At 30.3% G+C, this 20,375-nt stretch carries 18 protein-coding genes; 11 read left to right on the top strand and 7 right to left on the bottom strand.

All coding sequences use genetic code 11. The features are described from left to right. From G9F71_RS05430 to yjeM, 4 genes are all read right to left on the bottom strand, one after another. Positions 1-1,956 (bottom strand): ATP-binding protein, encoded by a 1,956-nt coding sequence (locus G9F71_RS05430; protein WP_164950057.1) that lies wholly within the window; start codon positions 1,954-1,956, stop codon positions 1-3. A gap of 159 nt (positions 1,957-2,115) precedes the next feature. Beyond that, a complete protein-coding gene (locus tag G9F71_RS05435; RefSeq protein ID WP_164950056.1) occupies positions 2,116-3,243 on the bottom strand; it encodes an amidohydrolase in 1,128 nt (375 codons plus the stop codon). A 179-nt stretch (positions 3,244-3,422) separates the two neighbouring features. Continuing rightward, positions 3,423-3,770, bottom strand: a complete 348-nt coding sequence (locus tag G9F71_RS05440; protein ID WP_164950055.1) for a hypothetical protein — start codon at positions 3,768-3,770, stop codon at positions 3,423-3,425. Positions 3,771-4,014: 244 nt separating this feature from the next. Continuing rightward, positions 4,015-5,526 (bottom strand): glutamate/gamma-aminobutyrate family transporter YjeM, encoded by a 1,512-nt coding sequence (gene yjeM, locus G9F71_RS05445; protein WP_164950054.1) that lies wholly within the window; start codon positions 5,524-5,526, stop codon positions 4,015-4,017. 267 nt (positions 5,527-5,793) lie between these two features. On the opposite strand from yjeM, the gene ybaK reads away from it, so the two are divergent. From ybaK to G9F71_RS05480, 7 genes are all read left to right on the top strand, one after another. Beyond that, the gene (gene ybaK, locus G9F71_RS05450; protein ID WP_164950053.1) at positions 5,794-6,264 is read left to right on the top strand and encodes a Cys-tRNA(Pro) deacylase; all 471 of its coding nucleotides are present in this window, start codon (positions 5,794-5,796) and stop codon (positions 6,262-6,264) included. Positions 6,265-6,579: 315 nt separating this feature from the next. Next, entirely contained in the window at positions 6,580-7,926 is a 1,347-nt protein-coding gene (locus tag G9F71_RS05455) for a pyridoxal-phosphate dependent enzyme (protein ID WP_164950052.1), read from the top strand. Between the two features lie 399 nt (positions 7,927-8,325). Continuing rightward, on the top strand, positions 8,326-8,991 hold the full coding sequence (locus G9F71_RS05460; RefSeq protein ID WP_220322253.1) for an ABC transporter permease: 666 nt from the start codon (positions 8,326-8,328) through the stop codon (positions 8,989-8,991). Then, a complete protein-coding gene (locus G9F71_RS05465; RefSeq protein WP_220322255.1) occupies positions 8,992-9,882 on the top strand; it encodes a glycine betaine ABC transporter substrate-binding protein in 891 nt (296 codons plus the stop codon). 71 nt (positions 9,883-9,953) lie between these two features. Beyond that, positions 9,954-10,889: an ABC transporter ATP-binding protein gene (locus G9F71_RS05470; protein ID WP_164950051.1), complete on the top strand. Its 936-nt coding sequence runs from the start codon at positions 9,954-9,956 to the stop codon at positions 10,887-10,889. Positions 10,890-11,100: 211 nt separating this feature from the next. After that, positions 11,101-11,520, top strand: coding sequence for a MarR family winged helix-turn-helix transcriptional regulator (locus G9F71_RS05475; RefSeq protein ID WP_164950050.1), 420 nt, complete (start codon positions 11,101-11,103; stop codon positions 11,518-11,520). Between the two features lie 19 nt (positions 11,521-11,539). Next, positions 11,540-12,982 (top strand): MFS transporter, encoded by a 1,443-nt coding sequence (locus tag G9F71_RS05480; protein WP_164950049.1) that lies wholly within the window; start codon positions 11,540-11,542, stop codon positions 12,980-12,982. 105 nt (positions 12,983-13,087) lie between these two features. Here the strand turns inward: G9F71_RS05480 and G9F71_RS05485 are convergent, their stop codons facing one another. Next, positions 13,088-13,597 carry a DUF2179 domain-containing protein gene (locus tag G9F71_RS05485; protein WP_164950048.1) on the bottom strand — a complete coding sequence of 170 codons (510 nt, stop codon included), beginning with the start codon at positions 13,595-13,597 and terminating at the stop codon, positions 13,088-13,090. 314 nt (positions 13,598-13,911) lie between these two features. Between G9F71_RS05485 and cax the strand changes: the two genes are divergently transcribed. Next, entirely contained in the window at positions 13,912-14,955 is a 1,044-nt protein-coding gene (gene cax, locus G9F71_RS05490; protein ID WP_164950047.1) for a calcium/proton exchanger, read from the top strand. Between the two features lie 151 nt (positions 14,956-15,106). On the opposite strand, the gene G9F71_RS05495 is transcribed toward cax, so the two are convergent. Together G9F71_RS05495 and G9F71_RS05500 are read right to left on the bottom strand one after the other, a co-directional pair. Next, positions 15,107-16,204, bottom strand: a complete 1,098-nt coding sequence (locus G9F71_RS05495; protein ID WP_164950046.1) for a serine hydrolase domain-containing protein — start codon at positions 16,202-16,204, stop codon at positions 15,107-15,109. A 233-nt stretch (positions 16,205-16,437) separates the two neighbouring features. Beyond that, positions 16,438-16,980, bottom strand: coding sequence for a hypothetical protein (locus G9F71_RS05500; RefSeq protein WP_164950045.1), 543 nt, complete (start codon positions 16,978-16,980; stop codon positions 16,438-16,440). Positions 16,981-17,213: 233 nt separating this feature from the next. Between G9F71_RS05500 and G9F71_RS05505 the strand changes: the two genes are divergently transcribed. From G9F71_RS05505 to abc-f, 3 genes are all read left to right on the top strand, one after another. Continuing rightward, complete coding sequence (locus G9F71_RS05505) at positions 17,214-17,957, top strand: copper homeostasis protein CutC (RefSeq protein ID WP_164950044.1); 744 nt, start codon at positions 17,214-17,216, stop codon at positions 17,955-17,957. Between the two features lie 159 nt (positions 17,958-18,116). Then, positions 18,117-18,266, top strand: coding sequence for a hypothetical protein (locus G9F71_RS05510; RefSeq protein WP_164949913.1), 150 nt, complete (start codon positions 18,117-18,119; stop codon positions 18,264-18,266). A gap of 195 nt (positions 18,267-18,461) precedes the next feature. After that, the gene (abc-f, locus tag G9F71_RS05515; protein WP_164950043.1) at positions 18,462-20,360 is read left to right on the top strand and encodes a ribosomal protection-like ABC-F family protein; all 1,899 of its coding nucleotides are present in this window, start codon (positions 18,462-18,464) and stop codon (positions 20,358-20,360) included. Positions 20,361-20,375: the final 15 nt, after the last annotated feature.

The following is a 20,375-nucleotide window of genomic DNA, read 5'->3' on the forward strand; positions in this document are numbered from 1 at the left end:
TCATGAATAAATATCAGAAAACTCAATGTTAATTGTTTGAAGGTCACTTTTTATACTTTTATTTTCAATTGTGTCAGAGGGTACTGATACTATTCTGTTTGGTAATTCTATTGTAAATTTGCTACCTTTTCCTATTTCACTTTCAAGGTTAATACTTCCGCCATGAAGTTCAACAATTGACTTAACAAGGCATAAACCTATACCGCTTCCTTCAACATTTCGAAATAATGACTTATCAACCTGCCTGAACCTTTCAAATATAACATCTAAATAAGCACTCTCAATCCCTATACCCGTATCTTTTACAAATATTTCAACACTATGGACTTTATCGTGTACATTTACGAATATTTCATCTCCCTGCATAGAAAATTTAATTGCATTGGAAATAAGATTTAACATAACTCTTTCAATATTAGTAGGGTCACAAGCAATAATTTTCTCCTCAATGTCGGTATCAAAAATGATCTTTAATCCTTTATTTTCAACATATTCAGATACAGATTGAACAATTTCTTCAACAACACTAACTATATTTGTATTGGACATATGTAACTTAAAAAAACCAGATTGAATTTTGGATAAATCTACTAAATTATTAACTAATTTTGATTGTCTATTGCAGTTTTGAGTTATAACCTTAATATATTTCTCAAGCTTACCTTGATTTTCTATTAATGAGTTATTTTTCATATATAAGTCAAATAATTGAGTGGTACTAAAAATAACATTTAAAGGAGTCTTAATCTCATGGGAAATATTTATAAAAAATTCTTCCTGCATTTTCAAGTTCTTTTCTAGTTGAAGTTTAGCTCTAGTTTCTTTAGTTATATCAAGTATAATTGCTATTACTTGTTTGATGTCACCCTCCAGGCCAAGTATTGGCTGATATAATACATTTACAAATGTTTTCTCCCCGAATATAATTAACTCCTTATATTTTATATAGGATGTTTCTTTCTTGTCTTTAATCATTTGAAAATGATAAAAAACATCAGTTTTATCAAACTCTGTAATAATATCTGTATAATTTCGTCCTTTAACAATATCAATAGAGTTCATTTTAGGATTTAATCCCTCTATAATATTTAATGCTTTTTGATTAATGTCTGTGATGCTAAAATCAGGATAGGATAATCTTATAAAGGGTAAATCTAGGGTATCTATGGTCTTGTGAAGAAGGTCAAACTGGCTTTGTAGTATTTTTTCATGCAATACATTTTCTGTAACATTATTCAAACATTGTATTCCGGCAATGAAGTTTCCCTTATCATCATAAATAGGAATACCATTTATATCATAAAAAGTAATACTAGTATTATTAGTTTTCATTACTCTATATCCTGATATTTTCTCACCTCTTAATATTCTAAAACCTGGCATATCTTCATGGGCAATTAAATCTCCGGAAATATCATAATATTTATTATCTTTAAGACTTGCGCCTAGGCTACTAAAGTTATCAACTGTAGAAGGGAATATATCCCTGGCTGATTTATTTAATGTAGTGTAGTTACCATCCTTATCAAAGATGAATAATGCCTCAGATATATTTTCAATAATTGCATTTAATTTTTCATTGCTTTCATATACCGTTTGCTCAAGGTCCCTTTTATTACTCACATCACGGCCAGCTCCATAGATAATTCCTTTATCCCACTCAAATTTTATATTCCATGAAAGCCATTTGAAATTGCCATCTTTGCACTTATATCTAAATTCTAAATTTACAATATCTTGTTGCTCTTTATGAGCTAATAATAATGTATTATTTAGGTTGTTTTTATCATCTGGATGTATAATAGAAAATATATTTAACTCTTTTACTTCACCATTACTATAGCCAAAAACATTATTAAAGGCTGGGTTTGCATATTCAATTTTACCGTCAAAGTAAGCCATATATAAAATTTGTGGAGTTAAGTTTACCATTTTTTCATAATCTTCTTTATCCAATGTTGGTGCCTCCCAAACAGAAGTAAACTTTACAAATTATTTAAAATGACAATATCTTTTCTTTTTCGTTTAAACTTCTTTTATAATCTTATCACTATTTACAATTTTTATAAATAACTTTTACAAAGTAGTATACTCATTTTTGCATAATTCGTGCTTTTATTTTAAGGTTGCAATGCTATAAAAAATATCTACACCTGTCTTAATAATACTATCTGGGAAATCATAATCAGCAGTATGAAGCTGGGGCTGCAATTTGCCATCACCCAGGCCGAACATTGCGCCCTTTATATTTTTTAAATAATATCCGAAATCTTCAGACCACCTAAAGGGAGATTGAAGTTCTTCAATATTATAATCATTAGTATTGCACACTGCTAGTATTTTATTAATACATGTATCATGATTTCTTGTCTCAGGAAACTCATCAGAATAACTTATGTTAAAGTTTATTTCATGCGATCTGCAGCACTGCTCCACAAATACTAATATGTGGTTTTCAAGTTTCATTAAATCCTCTTCATTTTCTCCTCGTAATGTTAATAAAATTTCACCTGAGGATGCAGCTGTACCAAAGGCTCTTTCTCCAATATTTATATTTACGATAGTGCAAAGAACCATTCCTTTGAAAATAGTGGATTTAGTACTATTATTTAAGAAATTAGTAATATCAGCAGCAGCACTAGATGGATTTATACCATATTCAGGATAAGCTGCATGCGATGGCTTTCCCATCAAAGTAATTATAATTCCTTTTGAGGCACAAGCAAATACATCTCTTTTATAAAGAATGTTTCCTCTCTCATATCCAGGTATGTTGTGAAGTGAATATATTTCATCAATTTTATTTTCCACTAAAAAACCATCCTGAACAATTTTTCTAGCACCTTCACCAACTTCTTCAGAAGGCTGAAATAATAAAAAAATATTCCTATGCTCTATTGGTTTTTTTTCTATTTCTAATGCTAATCCTGCGAGTATGGCACAATGTCCATCATGTCCACATTTATGAGCAGCGTCTGTATTATTGGATTTATATTCAATATCGGTTGTTTCTATCATGGGAATTGCATCCATATCTGCTCTAAATGCAATATTCATGGCATCTTTGCAGACTATCTTTTCTGCAATGAAATATCCATCTTTAGCAATTATATCGAACTTAGTATTATTTCTCAGGAAATCTATTAATATCTCCATAGTTTTATTTTCATTACCAGAAATTTCAGCATTTTTATGAAGCTTATGTCTTAAATTTATACACAGAAGCTGATTGTTATTATCCATTAGTATTCACCCCTTTATAATGTTTATATTAGATTATAATTATAATATAGTATACTAAATATTTTTTCAATCATTATAATTGGGAAGATGCAAAAATTATGTTAAATATATAAATAACCCAATGTAGTTTAAGTACATCATTGGGCTATATATAACCTTGTTGCAATTTAAGTAATAAACTATTCTCCTATATCGTCTCTATCTGTCATATCCATCATAGGATTCATACCCATCTGATCCATAGGCATCATGTGCATCATAGGATTCATACCCATGTGACCCATTGGCATCATGTGCATCATGGGATTCATACCTGTCATTTGATTCATTGGCATCATTGGCATCATTTGCATCATTTGACACATACACATTTGCATCATGTGCATCATGTGCATCATATGCATCATAGGGTCCATTGGCATCATTTGATTCATAGGCATCATGTGCGTCATAGGATTCATCCCCATCATTTGATTCATTGACTTCATGTCTTTAGCTTTTTTAGGCCTCATTGAATAATTTTCCATACATATCTCCTTATAAAAATTTTCTACAATATATTATTATGATAAATAATATTTTATGTTACTGTTTTTTTATAAATTAAGAAATTATGGCCAAATCATCACAAGTGCAGCTGTTCATAGTATTACCGACTTCAGAATCAGATTTAGACTTCAATTGTAGTTCATAGAGTTGATACATGAAAAAAGCCTACCCTTTAGGGTAGACTTTTTAAGTGAAAATATGATTTGTTTTATTGAAACTGGATTATAAAGATTTATTTAAATAATTTTTTTCATAGCTGTTATACATTGACCATGCAACTGCCGTAAAGAATATTGGTCCAGCTACACTCCAAATTGTTGTTGGTAAATCTCCTTCGAGTGCTGGTTGTATTATTGAAAAGAAATTTGCAAATCCAACAGTGAACATAACAACTACTGTCCATATTAAAGCACTTCTGTCAGTTTTGAATATTTCAAAAGGCTTAACAATAGCTTTGTTTTTCTTAAATGGTAAGAAAGCAAAGGATATAAACATGTATGGAAGAGTCATAGCTACGTTAGTCATTGAAACTAATATTTCGATGAACTTTTTCATAGAATCTCCACCAACAACAGAAACAAGAAAAATCATAATACAAACTATCGCCGCTTGAACCCACATAGCTTTTTGAGGCATTCCGTTTTTCATTTCTGCCATTTTTCCAGGCCATAATTTAGCTGGGGTACCTTCGATTAATTGTTTTAATGGTGAGAACATTAGTGTAAAGAAAGCACCAGATAAAGCTAAGAACATTGAAAGTCCAACGAATCTAGCTACACCATGTCCCATTGCTACTGAAGTAGCTTGGCTTGCTCCGAAAGCATTACCAAGAGAATATCCTAGGTTAGCCATTACTACATAACCAGCATTAGCTAAGTTAACGCTCTTGTCATTCATAACGCTTGACCAATTTGTGAATATACCAACAAGGAATATTCCAAGTGAGTAACCAATAGATATAACAACCGCTGAAATAACAACACCCTTAGGGAAGTTTTTTTCAGCATTTTCTGTTTCGTCAACCAATCCTCCAACAACTTCTATACCACCATAAGCAAATATAGCAAATACTACGAATGCAAATGATTGAAGTACATTCCCAACAAATTTAGGATTTGGTGAATCTATGAATGAACTAATTCCAGCTATTGGTTGAGCTAAATGACCATGATTTCCTATAAATACTAGTATGGCTCCAATAAATAAAACTATATTTAATAATGCAACTGCGCTACCACCTAGTGAAGTTACTTTTTTAATTTTGTCTAATCCCTTAGTTGATATAAATGTAACAAATATTATCCAACATATACCAAGTATTCCTAGAAATTTTGGACCCGTTAATCCCAATAGACCCCAAGTCTTTGTTGTATCTGTACCAAATATTGCATTTGATATTGGAATCCAAACTGTTGATGCAACGTTAACCATCCAAATTACATAAGATGAATACCACATGAAGGTTCCTATAAAAGCAAATTTTGCTCCTACGGATTTTGCCATCCAAGAGTATATTCCACCCTTTTCGTTTTTGAAAGCTGCACCAAATTCAGCCATCATGAAAGCAAATGGGATGAAGAATGTTATTCCTGATAAAATATACCATGGTATAGCCGCATATCCCATTTTATAAAATGATCTTGGGATGTTATTGAAACCATAAACTGAGGTAAAAATCATTAAGACCAATGATACCAATGTTAAATGTTTTGTACTTTTAATTTTTTCTGACATGTTTTTTCCCCCTAAAATGTAAGCGATTAATAAAAGTTAATAATTACTCTTATTATTATATATCAATCGACAAAAAGTTCAATACTTTTTTAACAAACATTCATAGAATTTGTCGACAAATTCTATTGTATAAATATATAATAGCTGAATTAACATTAATTTCTAGATATTTTGGTGATTAATGGTTAGCTTATACTACGTATGGTAAAATAGTAATAAATGTAGCAATGGAGTAAAGTAAATAGTTAATCAATAAAGGAGAAAATAATGATAAAAACAAATGCTATGCGGATTTTAGATAAAATTAAGGCCGAATATGGGGTTATAACTTATGATGTTAAAGATGATAAAATAGATGGGATATCTGTATCAAAAAAGATAGGTAGAGAAGAAAAGTATGTCTATAAAACTTTAGTTACAAAGGGAATTTCAAATAACATTTATATTTTCCTGATTCCAGTTAGAGAAGAAATAGACTTTAAAAAAGTAGCTAAAGTGACTAATGAGAAGAGAATAGAAATGTTAGATTTGAGTGAACTTCAACACTATACGGGATATATTAGAGGTGGATGTTCCCCTATAGGTATGAAGAAGCAGTATAGAACATTTATCCATGATACTGCTTTAGAGATAGAAACCATAATAGTAAGTGCTGGGAAAATAGGATTTCAAATAGAAATTAATCCGAATTCGTTAAAGGATATTGTGGGCGGAGAATTTGAAGATTTGATAAAATAAACTAAATAATATTAAAGAAATAATAATAAAAACTTCCTCATATTTGCAAATTTCGACTTAAAATGCTATACTTAACATAAGGAAAGCATAGTAAAATGTGTATTTGGAGTGGATGAGACCATAAGCAATAATATACTTGAAGCTTTTAAGTAAGATTAAAAAATTCAAAAAAATTATAACTGCATTATGAGCAGGGCATACTATGTTAGATAGTAAAGTTTGAAGTTTAAGAACGTCAACTCTAGCTCTAACATTTAACAAATGAGTTAGAGTAATTTTAAAATTTATTTCTAACTAAATGTTGAAGGAGAGATTATGCGAAAAAGTGGAAGAACACCCTTAATGAGAGCGAAGAAATTAGAAAAAATATTAAATATCGGAGAGATATATCTGAAGCTTGAAGGAGCTAATCCATCAGGACATAAATATGACCGTATTTCAGAGATTTTAGTAAAAGATGCTGTTGCTAATGGTTTTAAAGAAATTTTAGTTGATGGTTCTGAAAGTTACATAAAATCAGTAATGTTATTTGCAAAATTAAAGGAACTTGAGGTCAGGGTTCCGCTATTCAAAAATGAAAAATGGAAAATATCTCGTTTAGATAAAGATATCTTATTAGATTTACGAGATAAAAAAGATAGTGCCTCACGTCCGGAGCTAAGAAATATAGCAGAGCAAAGCAACATGTACTTGACATGTGAATGGGATTTAAACACTATTATAAGTCATCTTATATTTGAAGACATGACTAAAGAATGTTTGGAACGTATGAATTTTAAAGTGGATACAATAACAACTAAATTAGGATTTGGGTATACACTTTCAAGCATTTATAGTGGCTTAATAAAAAGCTGGGTGCATGAAGAATTAAGTGAATTACCTCAATTATTATGTGGTGCGAGTCTATCATGGCAAGAGGATATAAATCAATATGTTAGGAAAATGAACATTAGCCAAATTGAAAGTAATAATACTAAAAAAACAGCTTTGTCTTCACCAGGAAGACATACAGATATGGTTGAAAGTATTAATAAAATCATTGTTGAGACTGATGCTTGCATGATTGATATTGAAGAAGAAGATCTGAGGCAGGCAGTTACTATGCTACGTGAATATGAGGGCGTTATTGTTTCTAGGAAAGAAGCATATGCAATGGCAGCATTTATCAAAAAAGTAAAACACGGACAACTTAAAAGTGGTAAGCATTTAATTATTTTAAATGATGCAAGAAGTGAAGTTGAGGTATGTGAAATTACAAGTTTTAATGATAAAAACAAAGATGAGTTACTGAACATGACACGAACTTGGCTAGCAGATTATAATGATTCAGTGGGAGAGACAGTAGATGCTATAGAAAAAGCCATGAAAGAAGGATTTTTGTTAATAGCCAAGCGAAATGGAGAAGAACAAGGCATCTGTATTGTTGTTAATATGGGATTTGAGACGTTTATCTCCACATATCATTTAGCTTATATTGGTGTTAAACCCGGTAATAAGGGGCGCGGTGTGGCATCAGAACTTATTGGGCGTGCAATAGAACTTACAGATGGTAACCTGTCACTTCACGTAGATCTTGATAATAAACGCGCGAAAAATCTTTATCGTAAGATGGGATTTAACCATGTATATGACCGTATGATTTATAACCATCCAATGGATTAATCTAAAAGGTGAAAAACATCGAAATATATTTATATTTCGGTGTTTTTTTTGTGATTAAACTAGATATATTTTCAATATTAAGGGGTTATCATCTAAAACTAAAAAATTAAAGTTGGCATGAAAATTTTGTTAATTTAGAAAGAAAATTGAGAAAAAATAACATATAACAAATAGAAGCTATTTGAATTTACAGAAAACACTGTATATAACAATTGCTTTTTCTTGACAATGTTTGTCCGAGGAAATATAATGAAAATATAAGAAAAACAATGTAAATTTCTAGAAGTTTTGCTCTGTATATTTATATAAGAAGTGCTTACTAATATAAAACATAATTTAATTTATATTTTAGCAGTACTGCAAGGAATATATTTTAAGGAAAGGGACAACAGGTGAAAAATGAATTTTATTTTAGAAATTTTTAAACTATATAGCTCTAGATTTGATTTTTTTGTTCAATTATTTATCCAGCATATTTTACTCTCTGGAACAGCAATTATTTTTATTACAATAATCGGTTTGATCCTTGGGGTATATATAACAAGAAATAAGAAGGCCGCTGTAATAGTGCTTGGAGTAGCAAATTTTTTATATACTATACCATCCATTGCCTTGTTTGGGTTCCTAGTTGCAATATCTGGTATAGGAAATAAAAGTGCTTTAATTGCACTTACGGTTTACGGAGTGCTTCCTATCATAAGAAACACTTATGTGGGAATAAGTGAAGTGGATTCACAGATAATAGAATCTGCAGTAGCTATGGGAAGTACAAATAGTCAGTTACTTTTTAAAATACAGTTTCCATTAGCATTACCAGTAATAATTGCAGGATTTAGAACTATGGTGGTAATGACTATTGCCCTTGGTGGAATAGCTTCCTTTATAGGAGCAGGTGGTCTTGGCGTAGCAATTTGGAGAGGTATAACTACGAACTTTCCTGAAATGACAGCAGCAGGGAGTATACTTGTGGCAGCCCTTGCAGTAGTGTCAGATTTTACCTTAGGTATTATTGAAAAGAAGATAAGAAAAAGAGTTTTTGGAACAGTCAAAATTGGAGGAGTATAAATGAATAAAAAAATACTTGCAAGTGCTTTAGCTTTGATTATGCTTGTATCATTAGTTGGGTGTGGTAGTAAAGCAAAAAAAGTTGTGGTAGCATCAAAACCAATGACAGAGCAATATATATTAGCAGAAATGATAACGGCTTTAATTGAAGGTAATACAGATATAAAGGTAGAGAAGAAATTAGGTATAGGAGGAGGAACTTCAAATATTCAACCGGCAATGATTAAGGGTGAAATAGATATATATCCAGAATATACAGGTACAGGTTGGCTTTTTGTACTTAAAAAAGATTTAATTAGGGATCCTGTTAAATTATATGAAGAAGTGAAAAAAGAGTACAAAGCTAAATATAATATAAAATGGCTTGGGTTATATGGATTTAATGATACCTATGCTCTTGCAATCAAAAAATCCGTTGCAGACAAGCTAAACATAAATACTTATTCTGATTTGGCTAGCAAGAGTGATAGCTTAAAATTTGGTGCAGAACCCGATTTTTATGAGAGAGAAGATGGATATAAAGGGCTACAAAAGGAATATAATTTTAAGTTTAAAGAAAAGAGAGAGCTTGACATAGGACTTAAATATGAAGCAATAAATTCTGACAATGTAGATGTAATAAATGCTTTTTCAACAGATGCTCTTCTAAAAAAATATGATATGAAAGTTATTGTGGATGATAAGAATTTTTTTCCATCATATTTTGCTTCAACTTTAATACGTGAAGAGACACTTAAGAAATACCCAGAACTTGAAAATGTACTTAATAAACTCCAAGGAAAAATAAATGATAAAGAAATGATTCAGATGAATTATTTGGTGGAAAGTGAAAAGAAAGATCCAAAAGATGTAGCAGTGGAATTTTTAAAGGGTAAAGGGTTATTAAAATAGTAATCGGACCTGCCAGGTTCCGCTTACACTATATTAGCACCAAAAGGTTTGTAAAGAAAGGACTAATATAAATGGAACTTATTAAATTCGAAAATGTAGAGAAATCTTATAAAAATGGGATAAAAGTAATAGATAATCTGAATTTTACTATACATAGTGAGGAATTCATAACTTTAATTGGTAAATCTGGTTGTGGAAAAACTACTATGCTTAAACTTATAAATGGTCTAATTAAGCCAGATTCAGGGAAGATATTTATAAGTGGTAAAGAGATAAATCAGTGGGATATTATTCAGCTTAGGAGAAGTATAGGATATGTAATCCAGCAGATAGGTCTATTCCCACATATGAGTATAGAGGATAATATAGGTTATGTGTTAAATATTAAAAAAGTATCAAAAGAAGAGAGAGTTAAGAAGGCTAGTGAATTAATAGAACTTGTTGGTCTTAGCTCAGAATATTTAAAAAAATATCCAAGAGAATTAAGTGGTGGTCAAAATCAGAGAGTTGGAGTAGCTAGAGCTCTTGCATCAAATCCGGAAATAATCCTCATGGATGAACCCTTTGGTGCAGTTGATGATATAACAAGGAGAGTGCTTCAGGAAGAAATATTAAAACTTAACGAGAAGTTAAAGAAAACTGTAGTATTTGTAACTCATGATATAGATGAAGCCTTTAGACTCGGAAGCAGAATAGTGCTTTTTGATAAGGGAAAAATAGTTCAACAAGGAAATAGAAAAGAAATGATATTTAACCCTAAAAATAAGTTTGTAGAAGATTTTTTTGGGACTAAAAATTTTACTGCATATCTAAATGTAACCCTTGTACGGGATGTTATGATTCCAAATTTTGAAGCGAAAAGTATTCCTAGGGTTAAAGAGGAATCTTCACTTATGGAAGGAATTAAAATATTGTTTAATTATGGACTAGAAGACATAGCAGTGGAAGATAAAGAGGGGAAAATCCTTGGAATGTTTTCGCTAAAGCATATAAAAGATAGAATTTAAAACAAATGATAAAAGGAAATGAGATAAAATAAATCTTATTTCCTTTATTTTAGGTTAAATTATGTGATTATAATAATTTAAATAAGGAAATATGTGTATAGTTGACTTGTCAACGAAATTCAATTATAATAAGGTTGACTTGTCAATTAAAATAACAAAAGAAAAAGATGATTATATATAAGGAAGGTGAAATATTTTGCAGGAAGGCATAATGTACTTAATTAAACTCAATAATAAAATTTTCAGAACTACGCAAGTTTATTTGGATAAGGTGTTAAAAGAATATGAATTAAGTAGCGGTTCTTACCCATATCTACTTATATTAAGGGAAAATGAAGGTATTAGCCAAAATAAAATAAGCGAAGAAGTAGGTTATGATAAGGCAATGTCAGCTAGAACCATTACAAAACTTATAAAACTTGGATATATAGATAGGAAAAAAGATGAAACTGATTCTAGAGCCTATAAGCTATATTTAACAGAAAAGGCTAAGGTTATAATTCCAAAAGTTTTAGATGAAATTCATAAATTAGTACATTTAATAACAGTGGATTTAAATGAAGAGGAAAAGGATATAACCATAGATTCCTTGAATAAGATTCTAAATAATATAAAGAAAATTAAAGTATAAGGATAAAAGGAGAATAGAGATGAGTTTGAAAAATAATAGTAATAATAAAAATAGATGGGTAATTTTATTTATAGTTGTAATGGTAACTTTTATGTGTACTTTAGATAGTAGTATTGTAAATGTAGCTTTACCTGTGATGGCTAAAGCTTTGAATGTATCATCAGGGAATATTCAATTGGTAGTAACAAGTTATTTAATTATAATTTCCGCAACTATATTAGTTTTTGGAAGATTGGGCGATGTAGTTGGTAAAACAAAGGTATTTAAGTTTGGACTAGCACTATTTACACTAGGCTCTTTACTTTGTGGAATAACAAGTTCTCTTCCAGTTTTAGTGTTTGCAAGAGTAATACAGGGAATAGGCGCTGCGGGTACTATGGCCAATAATCAAGGGATTATAACTGAAGTATTCCCAGTAAATGAAAGAGGAAAAGCACTAGGAATCACAGGAACATTCGTGGCGTTGGGGTCATTGGTAGGACCAGCATTGGGAGGATTTATAGTAAGTACTACCAGTTGGGAGTATATATTTTTAATAAACGTACCAATAGGTATAATAACACTATTTTATAGTTTAAGGATACTTCCTAAAGGTCATAAAACAGCAAAGGTAAAATCAGATGGACTTGGAGCCTTATTATTTATGTTTGCTATAGTTCCTCTATTTGTAGCTTTAGGTAAAGGACAAGAGATAGGGTTTACCAATCCAATAATTTTATTAGGCTTTTTAATAGCAATTATTTCTTTCATTTCATTTATTAAGGTGGAAAAATTGCGTGAAAGTCCATTATTACAGCTGGAAATTTTTGAGGATAAATTGTTTTCGCTTAGCATATTTTGTGGATTTATATCCTTTGTAGCCATTTTTTGTTCAATTATTATTCAGCCTTTTTATCTTCAGGATGTGCTTAAGTTTTCACCAGCATCTACTGGAGTAATTCTTATGATCTTTCCATTGATTTTATCAGTAGTGGCACCAATTAGTGGACATTTGTCAGATAAAATAGGTTCCGAAATTCTTACTTTTATAGGACTTGTACTTACAAGTTTGGGGCTACTATTAATGTCAACTTTAAATGAGCAGTCTTCAATAATAAGCATGGTAATTTTTATAGCAACTATGTCGGTAGGAAATGGTTTATTTCAATCACCTAATAATTCTTTGGTAATGTCTACAGTACCAAAGGATAAGCTAGGTATTGCAGGAAGTGTGAATGCACTTGTGAGAAATTTAGGGATGGTGTGCGGGATAGCTTTAGCTACTACTATTTTGTATAACAGGATGAGTTATAAAATTGGTCATCGTGTAACTGATTATGTAATTGGGAGAAATGATGCATTTATTTATGGCATGAAAACTGTATATATAACTGCTGCCGCTATTTGCATGATTGGAGCGATTTTAACCTTTTTAAGATTACACAGAAGTAAAGCTAAATTGAAAAAGGTTTCATTAGAGTAAATGGAAGAAAACACTGTGGAAGTATACTGTATATAATTCATAAAAAAGAGCTGTCTCATTCTATAAATTACTTTCTAGTTTGAGACATCCTCTTGTTTTTAATTTTTATTTTTTAATACCATAACCACCATATATAGTTTTAGTATCCATTAGTGAGATTACAGCCTTTATATGAGAATTGTGTATTATTTTTAATATTTGAGATTTTCTTTTTCTTTTAACATGGAAGATAAGCATTTTCTTATCTTCTTTTAATCCTTCTGCATCAATAATAGTAACACCTACATTTTCTGCTCTCAATATTTTAGCCAGGGTATGGCCATCTTTTTCAGATACTATTGCATTTATGGTCATGAGTCCTAGTGCTAGTTTATCTTCTAAAATACACCCAATATAATTTCCACAAGAGAATCCTAATGCATAAATTACCATTTTAAATGGTTCTTTACTTATTCCAACAAGTACAGTACTAATTACATATAACCATATAAGTACTTCAAAAAAGCCAATAATAGCTCCATAAAATTTTTCGCCTCTAGTTATTAGTACTACTCTAACCGTGGTTAAGGAAACCTCAATTATTTTAGCGAAAAAGATAAGGATATAACCAAACATACGCAACGCTCCTTCATGAAAGTATTTAATGCTTGTGCGTCTTATAATATATAGCATGCTCCATTTAATGAGTTTTTACAAGACTTATTCATGAAAGTTAATACATATTTAACTAATATGATATACATTCTTTAGTTATAATAATTAAAATAAGTGAAGAAAAATTGGTCAGCGTGTAACTGATTATGTAATTTGGAGAAATTTAAACTATATTATGGTATAATTATTTGATAATAATGGTTTCATTTTTAAAATTTATATGATAGGGGTGAAAAACTGCTAGAAAAAATAAGTTTTCATGGCAGTAAAGGATTATGAAGTATCTTAGATATTTATTAATACTAATACCAGTTAGTATAGTGTTTAAATTTATGCATTTAAGTCCTACTTTAGTTTTTGTTACGTCGGCTCTTGCAATTATACCTTTGGCGGGACTCATGGGGGAAGCTACAGAAGAAATATCAGTGTATTCAGGGCCTAGGATAGGCGGATTTTTAAATGCCACATTTGGAAATGCTACCGAACTAATAATAGCTTTCTTTGCTCTTAAAGAAGGCTTGTTCGAAGTAGTTAAAGCATCAATTGTTGGGTCTGTAATAGGAAATATATTACTTGTGTTAGGGGCAAGTATGATTTTTGGTGGTTGCAAGTTTAAGACACAAAGTTTTAACAAAAAAGCTGTTGAAGTTTCTTCTAGTATGCTTTTATTTTCAGTAATAGGTCTAAGTATACCAGCAATATTTACTCATACAGTTAAGGTTGATTTATTGACTTCAAAATATGAGAGTTTAAGTATAGCTGTAGCTCTAATTATGTTCCTTATATATATTTTGGGATTGTACTTTTCATTTTTTACTCACAAAGATATATATGGATCTGAGCATAAAGGTGAGGTTCAATCAAAGTGGAGCTTGAAAAAATCTATTTTAGTTCTTATAATTGCAACGCTATGTATAGCTATTGAGAGTGAATTTTTAGTTGGATCAGTAGAAGCAATGACGAAAGCTATAGGCTTTAGTAGTTTTTTTGTAGGAATAATTATTATACCTATAATAGGAAATGCTGCAGAACATAGTACGGCAGTTATAATGGCACTAAAAAACAAAATGGATGTAGCAGTAGAAATTGCAATAGGTTCAAGTTTACAAATAATATTATTTGTTGCTCCAATATTGATTTTTTTAAGTTTGTTATTTAAGCCTATGAGTATTATTTTTAATGAGTTTGAGCTAGTGGCACTAATAGTATCAGTGATTATAGCAAATAGAGTTGCTAGCGATGGTGAATCAAATTGGCTTGAAGGAGTTCAACTTATAGCAGTTTATATAATTATCGCTATATGTTTTTTAATACTTTAGCAAGCTCGTTTAGGTCTTACTCATAAAAGCACTAAGAATGTAAAATTTAAATAAAAATACAGTTTGGTATCTTAATAGAAATGTAGAGTTTATGCATAAAAAGTCCAACAAAACTTAAAGTTTTGTTGGACTTTTTATTATATCAATGTTTTTATTTAATATAATCCTTTAATAAAGCTGTTATCTCACCAAAAGGCACATCACCGAAATTGCTTACAATTATAGCTGTAGTATTTTTTTCTACATTTCTAAGTATGTAGCTTCTATACCCATTACCTACTCCAAAATGCTCATAATAAGACTTATCATTTAAATCTTTATATATATACCAGCCATAGCCATAATTGCTTTTATAAGGTGTATACATTTTAGCATAGGAATCTTTATTTATAAGTTTTTTATTTGTCAAAGCTTTATCCCATTTTATCAAATCTTCTACTGTAGAACAGAGCCCTGAAGACCCACGGACTACTCCAATATTTGTTTCAGTCCAAGATTTTTCTGCCTTATCTTTTTTATATGATAAATACCCCACAGCCAAGTTATCAATAGATGAATTTTCATTTTTAAAGCCTGTGTTTTTCATATCTAGTGGGATAAAAATATTTTCAGCAAAATAAGCATCTAAAGTTTTACCAGATGTTTTTTCGATAATATAACCTAATAAAATATATCCTGTATTGCTATAGCTAAAACTTGAACCTGGTGTGAAGGCTAGAGTTATTTCCATTTTTTTCGCAGTAGCAGTGTCTATTTTACTTGAAGGTCTAAATTTTCTTATATCAAATTTATCAGGATGTTCTGGCAATCCAGAAGTATGATTTAATAATTGATGAATTGTTATTTCATTTCCATGTGGAAACTGAGGTAAATATTTATCAATTTTATCATTCACATTAAGCATTTTTTTTTCTTCAAGTTGCATAACTGAAAGTGCAGTAAATTGTTTTGTTAAAGAAGCTAAATCAAATTTGGTTTGAGCTGTATTGCCTGTTCCCTTTTCAAAATCTGCCTTACCATAACCTTTATCTAAAATAATGGAGTTGTTTTTGATAACATACACATACCCACTGAATTTGCCTGAACCAAAGAAGTCAGTAAATAATGCATCAGTTTTCGAACTTACATCTTGTACTTTTTCAGTGTTAACATTTGCAGCTGGAACTGTATCATTATTTTTTGCTCCGCACCCCATAAATAGAGACATAGATAAAATTGAAATAATACTAAATAGTGTTATTTTTTTCATTTAGAGCTCCTTTCTAAAATGCAATATATTACTTAAAATACAATTTTAACATTAAGGAAATGTTTTAGCAAGACGATTCTATGAAAGTTAAGGATCGTGGTGTAACCCACGTGGTAAGTGGCATCTTTAATGTGAAAATTGATTTGTAGGGCGCAAAATCCAATTAGTTAAATAGAAATAGAAAAATCAGTTAACCAATCCAATGGCTAACTGATCTTTTATTTTACATTATACTATTTTTTCATTTCCTGTTTTCCAGTAACTTTACTTGTAGAATCTATTTTGAATGTGGATTTAGCTTCAGCTGTAGTAAAATATACATTTCCATCAACTGTAGCATCTATTAACTTAAGATTGCTTGCTGAAACATAAAGATCCCCTTTGAAGGTTCCATGTTCTATACTACCCATAGGACTGTTAAAAGTTAATTTGGGAGCAGTCAAAATAAATCTAGCAGTTACTTTACGCGCTTCATCCTGAGTGTATAGAGCTATTTTACGTTGTATAATATCTTTGCCAGCGGTATCCTTTTTGCCGTTTTTATACTCGCCATTAACTACTAGTTCTTTATTAATAACCAAATCTTTTGTTATTGCAATAATCCATGTACCTTTGCTACTTATAGCTTTTTCGAAGGTTGCGGCGGTATTTACTATTGAAGCTGTAGTTACTACATTTGGCGTTGTTTCGGGAGGAGTTGCTGCAGGCTTTTTAGCGCAGCCTACAAAGAATGCAGTTAATAAAGCTGATGTTAATAATATGACTTTTTCTTTCATTAAAAATCCTCCTCATGAGTGTTAGTTTTTACTTCTAATTTATTATAACCAAATTGATAATAATTAATGTTTTTAAATAAATATACAAAAAATAAAAAATGAGTTTTAACAAATAACTTCACACCCTGTCATCCGCAGGAAAGATTAGACAACTGTATAATATTTAATATAGACAAAATAGAAGGATGTGATATGATTTCTATAGAATACTAATCAGAAGGGAAGTAAGTACTATGTCATTTATTTTAGAGGTTTGTGTGGATTCTGTAGAATCAGCTATGGAAGCAGTAAAAGGTGGAGCAAATCGTCTGGAACTTTGTAGCGCTCTAATTATTGGGGGTACTACACCTAATATAAACCTATTCAAGTTAATAAAAGAAAAAACAAATATAAAAATGAATATTTTAATTAGGCCTAGATATGGTGATTTTTGTTATACAGAAGATGAATTTGAGATAATGAAAAGAGATATACAAATGTTTAAAAAAGCTGGTGCGAGCGGAGTAGTTATAGGAATATTAAAACCAGATGGATCATTGGATATAGATAGAATGAAAGAGCTTATAGAGGTGGCAGAAGGAATGCATATAACCCTTCATCGCGCCTTTGATGTGTGCATAAATCCTTTTACTACCTTAGAAGAAGCAAAGAAATTAGGAATCAGTTCTATTTTAACCTCAGGCCAGAAAAATAAATGTACGGAAGGTAGAGAACTTTTAAAAGAACTAGTAGAAAAATCAGAAGACAAGATTGAAATTCTCATAGGAAGTGGTATAAATTCAGGTAATGTAGAAGATGTAATAAGATATACTAAATCCTATGCGGTACACACTTCCGGAAAGATGGAAATTGAGAGCGATATGAAATATAGAAAAGAAGATATAAGTATGGGATTTCCTATACTTAGTGAACATATTATTCTAAGAACACAGAGTGAAGAAATAGCAAAAGTTAGGGAGATTTTAGAAAAATTCTAGATGAAATGGACAAGGAAATGAGTATAGGATTAGTAATAGAAGGTGAGTTACTTAAAAAAATAAAAAAAACCAACAATAAAATAAAAAATTACATTATTGATATTAAATAAAATTTATGGTAATATTAAATTAGTAAGATTTTAATATACGGAGGTGAAAATGATGGCTAAGTTCTTTTTAGAAAATACAATGTTAGATAGACTACCAATGGCATTATCTGGAATTACACATACTGATTTCAATTTTACGGGAGAAGTCTATCCAAAATTGAATATATCACTAAAAAGAAGTGAGTTATCTTTGCCCTAAATACATTATAATTATGTTATTTTGAAACCAGGTGAGGATTATCTTGCCTGGTTTTTTACTGCGATTATATAATGAATTAGTATATCTAATTTAGATTAAAATCAAAATAGGGGAACCCTGGCAAGTATTTATTGCTGGGGTTTTATTATTTTGTAGAGAAAAATTCATATTGCAAATATATAGGAGGAATTAATAATGATAGAATTAGCGTTAAAAGAAGTAGAAAAATATTTTGGGGGAAACAGGATTTTTGAAAGTATTACTTTTGAAGTTCAAAGTGATGAAAGAGTTGGCTTAATAGGAAGAAATGGTTGTGGTAAAACTACAGTTTTCAAAATTATTGCGGGTTTAGAAAGCCAAGATAAAGGTAGCATATCCATAAGAAAAAATGCCACTGTAGGATACTTACATCAAATACCAGATTATCCGCAGCAGTTTAAAGTAATAGATGTTTTAAAAATTGCTTTTAAAATTCAATACCAAATAAATAGAGAACTTAAAATATTAGAAGTGCAAATGGCTAGTTTAAAGGGAAGTGAATTAGAATGTGCATTAAGAAAATATGGTGAACTCAATGAACTTTATGAAGCAAAAGGTGGTTACGAAATAGAAGAAAAAATGAGTAAGGTATGTACTGGATTAAAGTTTACTGAGGAGTTTTTAAGTAGGGATTTCATAAGCCTAAGTGGTGGTGAAAAAACCATTGTGATATTAGGCAAAATTTTACTTGAAAATCCAGATATACTTCTTCTTGATGAGCCTTCAAATCATTTAGATGTGACATCTATAGAATGGCTGGAAGCTTATCTTAAAGGATACAAAGGTACAGTAATAGTTATTTCACATGATAGATATTTTTTGGATAGAGTTGTAACAAAAATAGTTGAAATTGAGGATGGCGAAACATCATTTTATAATGGTAATTATTCTTATTACGTCAAAGAAAAGGAAAGAAGGGTTCTTGAACAATTTGAAGCATTTAAAGATCAACAGAAAAAAATAAAGGCTATGGAAAAAGCAATAAAACAACTAAGGGCATGGGCTATTCAGGCGGATAACGAAAAGTTTTTCAAAAGAGCAGCAAGTATGCAAAAAAGATTAGATAAAGTAGTAAGAGTCGATAAGCCTCTAATAAATCAACCTAAAATTCAATTGGATTTTGCGGAGACTGATAGATCTGGCAGGGATGTAGTAAGTATTAAAGGTTTATGTAAAAGCTTTGACCAAAAGGAAATATTAGAGGATTTAAATTTAGAGATTAGATATGGTGAATGTACGGCTTTATTAGGAGATAATGGAAGCGGTAAATCAACTATTATAAAAACGCTTTTAGGTGAAGTTCAGGGGGATTATGGTGAGGTCAAGTTAGGATCTAACACCAAAATAGGATATCTTCCTCAAAATATAACTTTTAATAATGAAGATTTAACAGTGATTGATACTTTTAGAGAGGATATGTTTATCTTAGAAGGTCCAGCTAGAGGAATACTTGCTAAGTTTTTATTTTATGGAGAAAGTGTTTTTAAAAAGGTTAAAAATCTATCAGGAGGAGAAAAAAGTAGACTTAAGCTTTGCATGCTAATTCAAAATGACATAAATCTTTTGATACTTGATGAACCTACAAATCATTTGGATATAGATTCAAGAGAGAACCTTGAAGAAGCTCTAATGGAGTTTAGTGGAACTATATTATTTATATCTCATGATAGATTTTTCATAAACAAACTTGCGATAAGAATATGTGAAATAGAAGATAAAAAGATTGTAAGTTACCAGGGAAATTATGAATATTACAAAGAAAAGAAAAATGAATTTAAGCGAAATAAAATAGAGACTCCTAATAAGGAAAAAGAGAAAAAGTCAAAGAATAAAGAAAACAATCAAAAACAAACAAGCAATAATAAGCTAAGAGAAGTAGAAACCTTAGAAAGTAGAATACAAGAGCTTGAATCAAAACTTAAAGAGATAGATATTGAAATGAATCAAAATGGCCGTGAATATGAAAAATTGTTAGAATTAGGTGGAGAAAAAGAAAAAATCAAAGAACAATTAGATAAATCCATTGAAAGGTGGATGGAAATAGAAAACTTTTAATAGTGGGGGGGGGGC

The sequence above is a fragment of the Clostridium sp. FP2 genome (assembly GCF_011065955.2).
GTDB lineage: Bacteria > Bacillota > Clostridia > Clostridiales > Clostridiaceae > Clostridium_AD > Clostridium_AD tagluense.

Bases quoted from the DNA above. Each gene is read 5' to 3' on its own strand.
- G9F71_RS05435 (WP_164950056.1), bottom strand. From the start codon at position 3,243: ATGGATAATAACAATCAGCTTCTGTGTATAAATTTAAGACATAAGCTT.
- G9F71_RS05440 (WP_164950055.1), bottom strand. From the start codon at position 3,770: ATGGAAAATTATTCAATGAGGCCTAAAAAAGCTAAAGACATGAAGTCA.
- yjeM (WP_164950054.1), bottom strand. From the start codon at position 5,526: ATGTCAGAAAAAATTAAAAGTACAAAACATTTAACATTGGTATCATTG.
- ybaK (WP_164950053.1), top strand. From the start codon at position 5,794: ATGATAAAAACAAATGCTATGCGGATTTTAGATAAAATTAAGGCCGAA.
- G9F71_RS05455 (WP_164950052.1), top strand. From the start codon at position 6,580: ATGCGAAAAAGTGGAAGAACACCCTTAATGAGAGCGAAGAAATTAGAA.
- G9F71_RS05460 (WP_220322253.1), top strand. From the start codon at position 8,326: ATGAATTTTATTTTAGAAATTTTTAAACTATATAGCTCTAGATTTGAT.
- G9F71_RS05465 (WP_220322255.1), top strand. From the start codon at position 8,992: ATGAATAAAAAAATACTTGCAAGTGCTTTAGCTTTGATTATGCTTGTA.
- G9F71_RS05470 (WP_164950051.1), top strand. From the start codon at position 9,954: ATGGAACTTATTAAATTCGAAAATGTAGAGAAATCTTATAAAAATGGG.
- G9F71_RS05475 (WP_164950050.1), top strand. From the start codon at position 11,101: ATGTACTTAATTAAACTCAATAATAAAATTTTCAGAACTACGCAAGTT.
- G9F71_RS05480 (WP_164950049.1), top strand. From the start codon at position 11,540: ATGAGTTTGAAAAATAATAGTAATAATAAAAATAGATGGGTAATTTTA.
- G9F71_RS05485 (WP_164950048.1), bottom strand. From the start codon at position 13,597: ATGTTTGGTTATATCCTTATCTTTTTCGCTAAAATAATTGAGGTTTCC.
- cax (WP_164950047.1), top strand. From the start codon at position 13,912: ATGAAGTATCTTAGATATTTATTAATACTAATACCAGTTAGTATAGTG.
- G9F71_RS05495 (WP_164950046.1), bottom strand. From the start codon at position 16,204: ATGAAAAAAATAACACTATTTAGTATTATTTCAATTTTATCTATGTCT.
- G9F71_RS05500 (WP_164950045.1), bottom strand. From the start codon at position 16,980: ATGAAAGAAAAAGTCATATTATTAACATCAGCTTTATTAACTGCATTC.
- G9F71_RS05505 (WP_164950044.1), top strand. From the start codon at position 17,214: ATGTCATTTATTTTAGAGGTTTGTGTGGATTCTGTAGAATCAGCTATG.
- G9F71_RS05510 (WP_164949913.1), top strand. From the start codon at position 18,117: ATGATGGCTAAGTTCTTTTTAGAAAATACAATGTTAGATAGACTACCA.
- abc-f (WP_164950043.1), top strand. From the start codon at position 18,462: ATGATAGAATTAGCGTTAAAAGAAGTAGAAAAATATTTTGGGGGAAAC.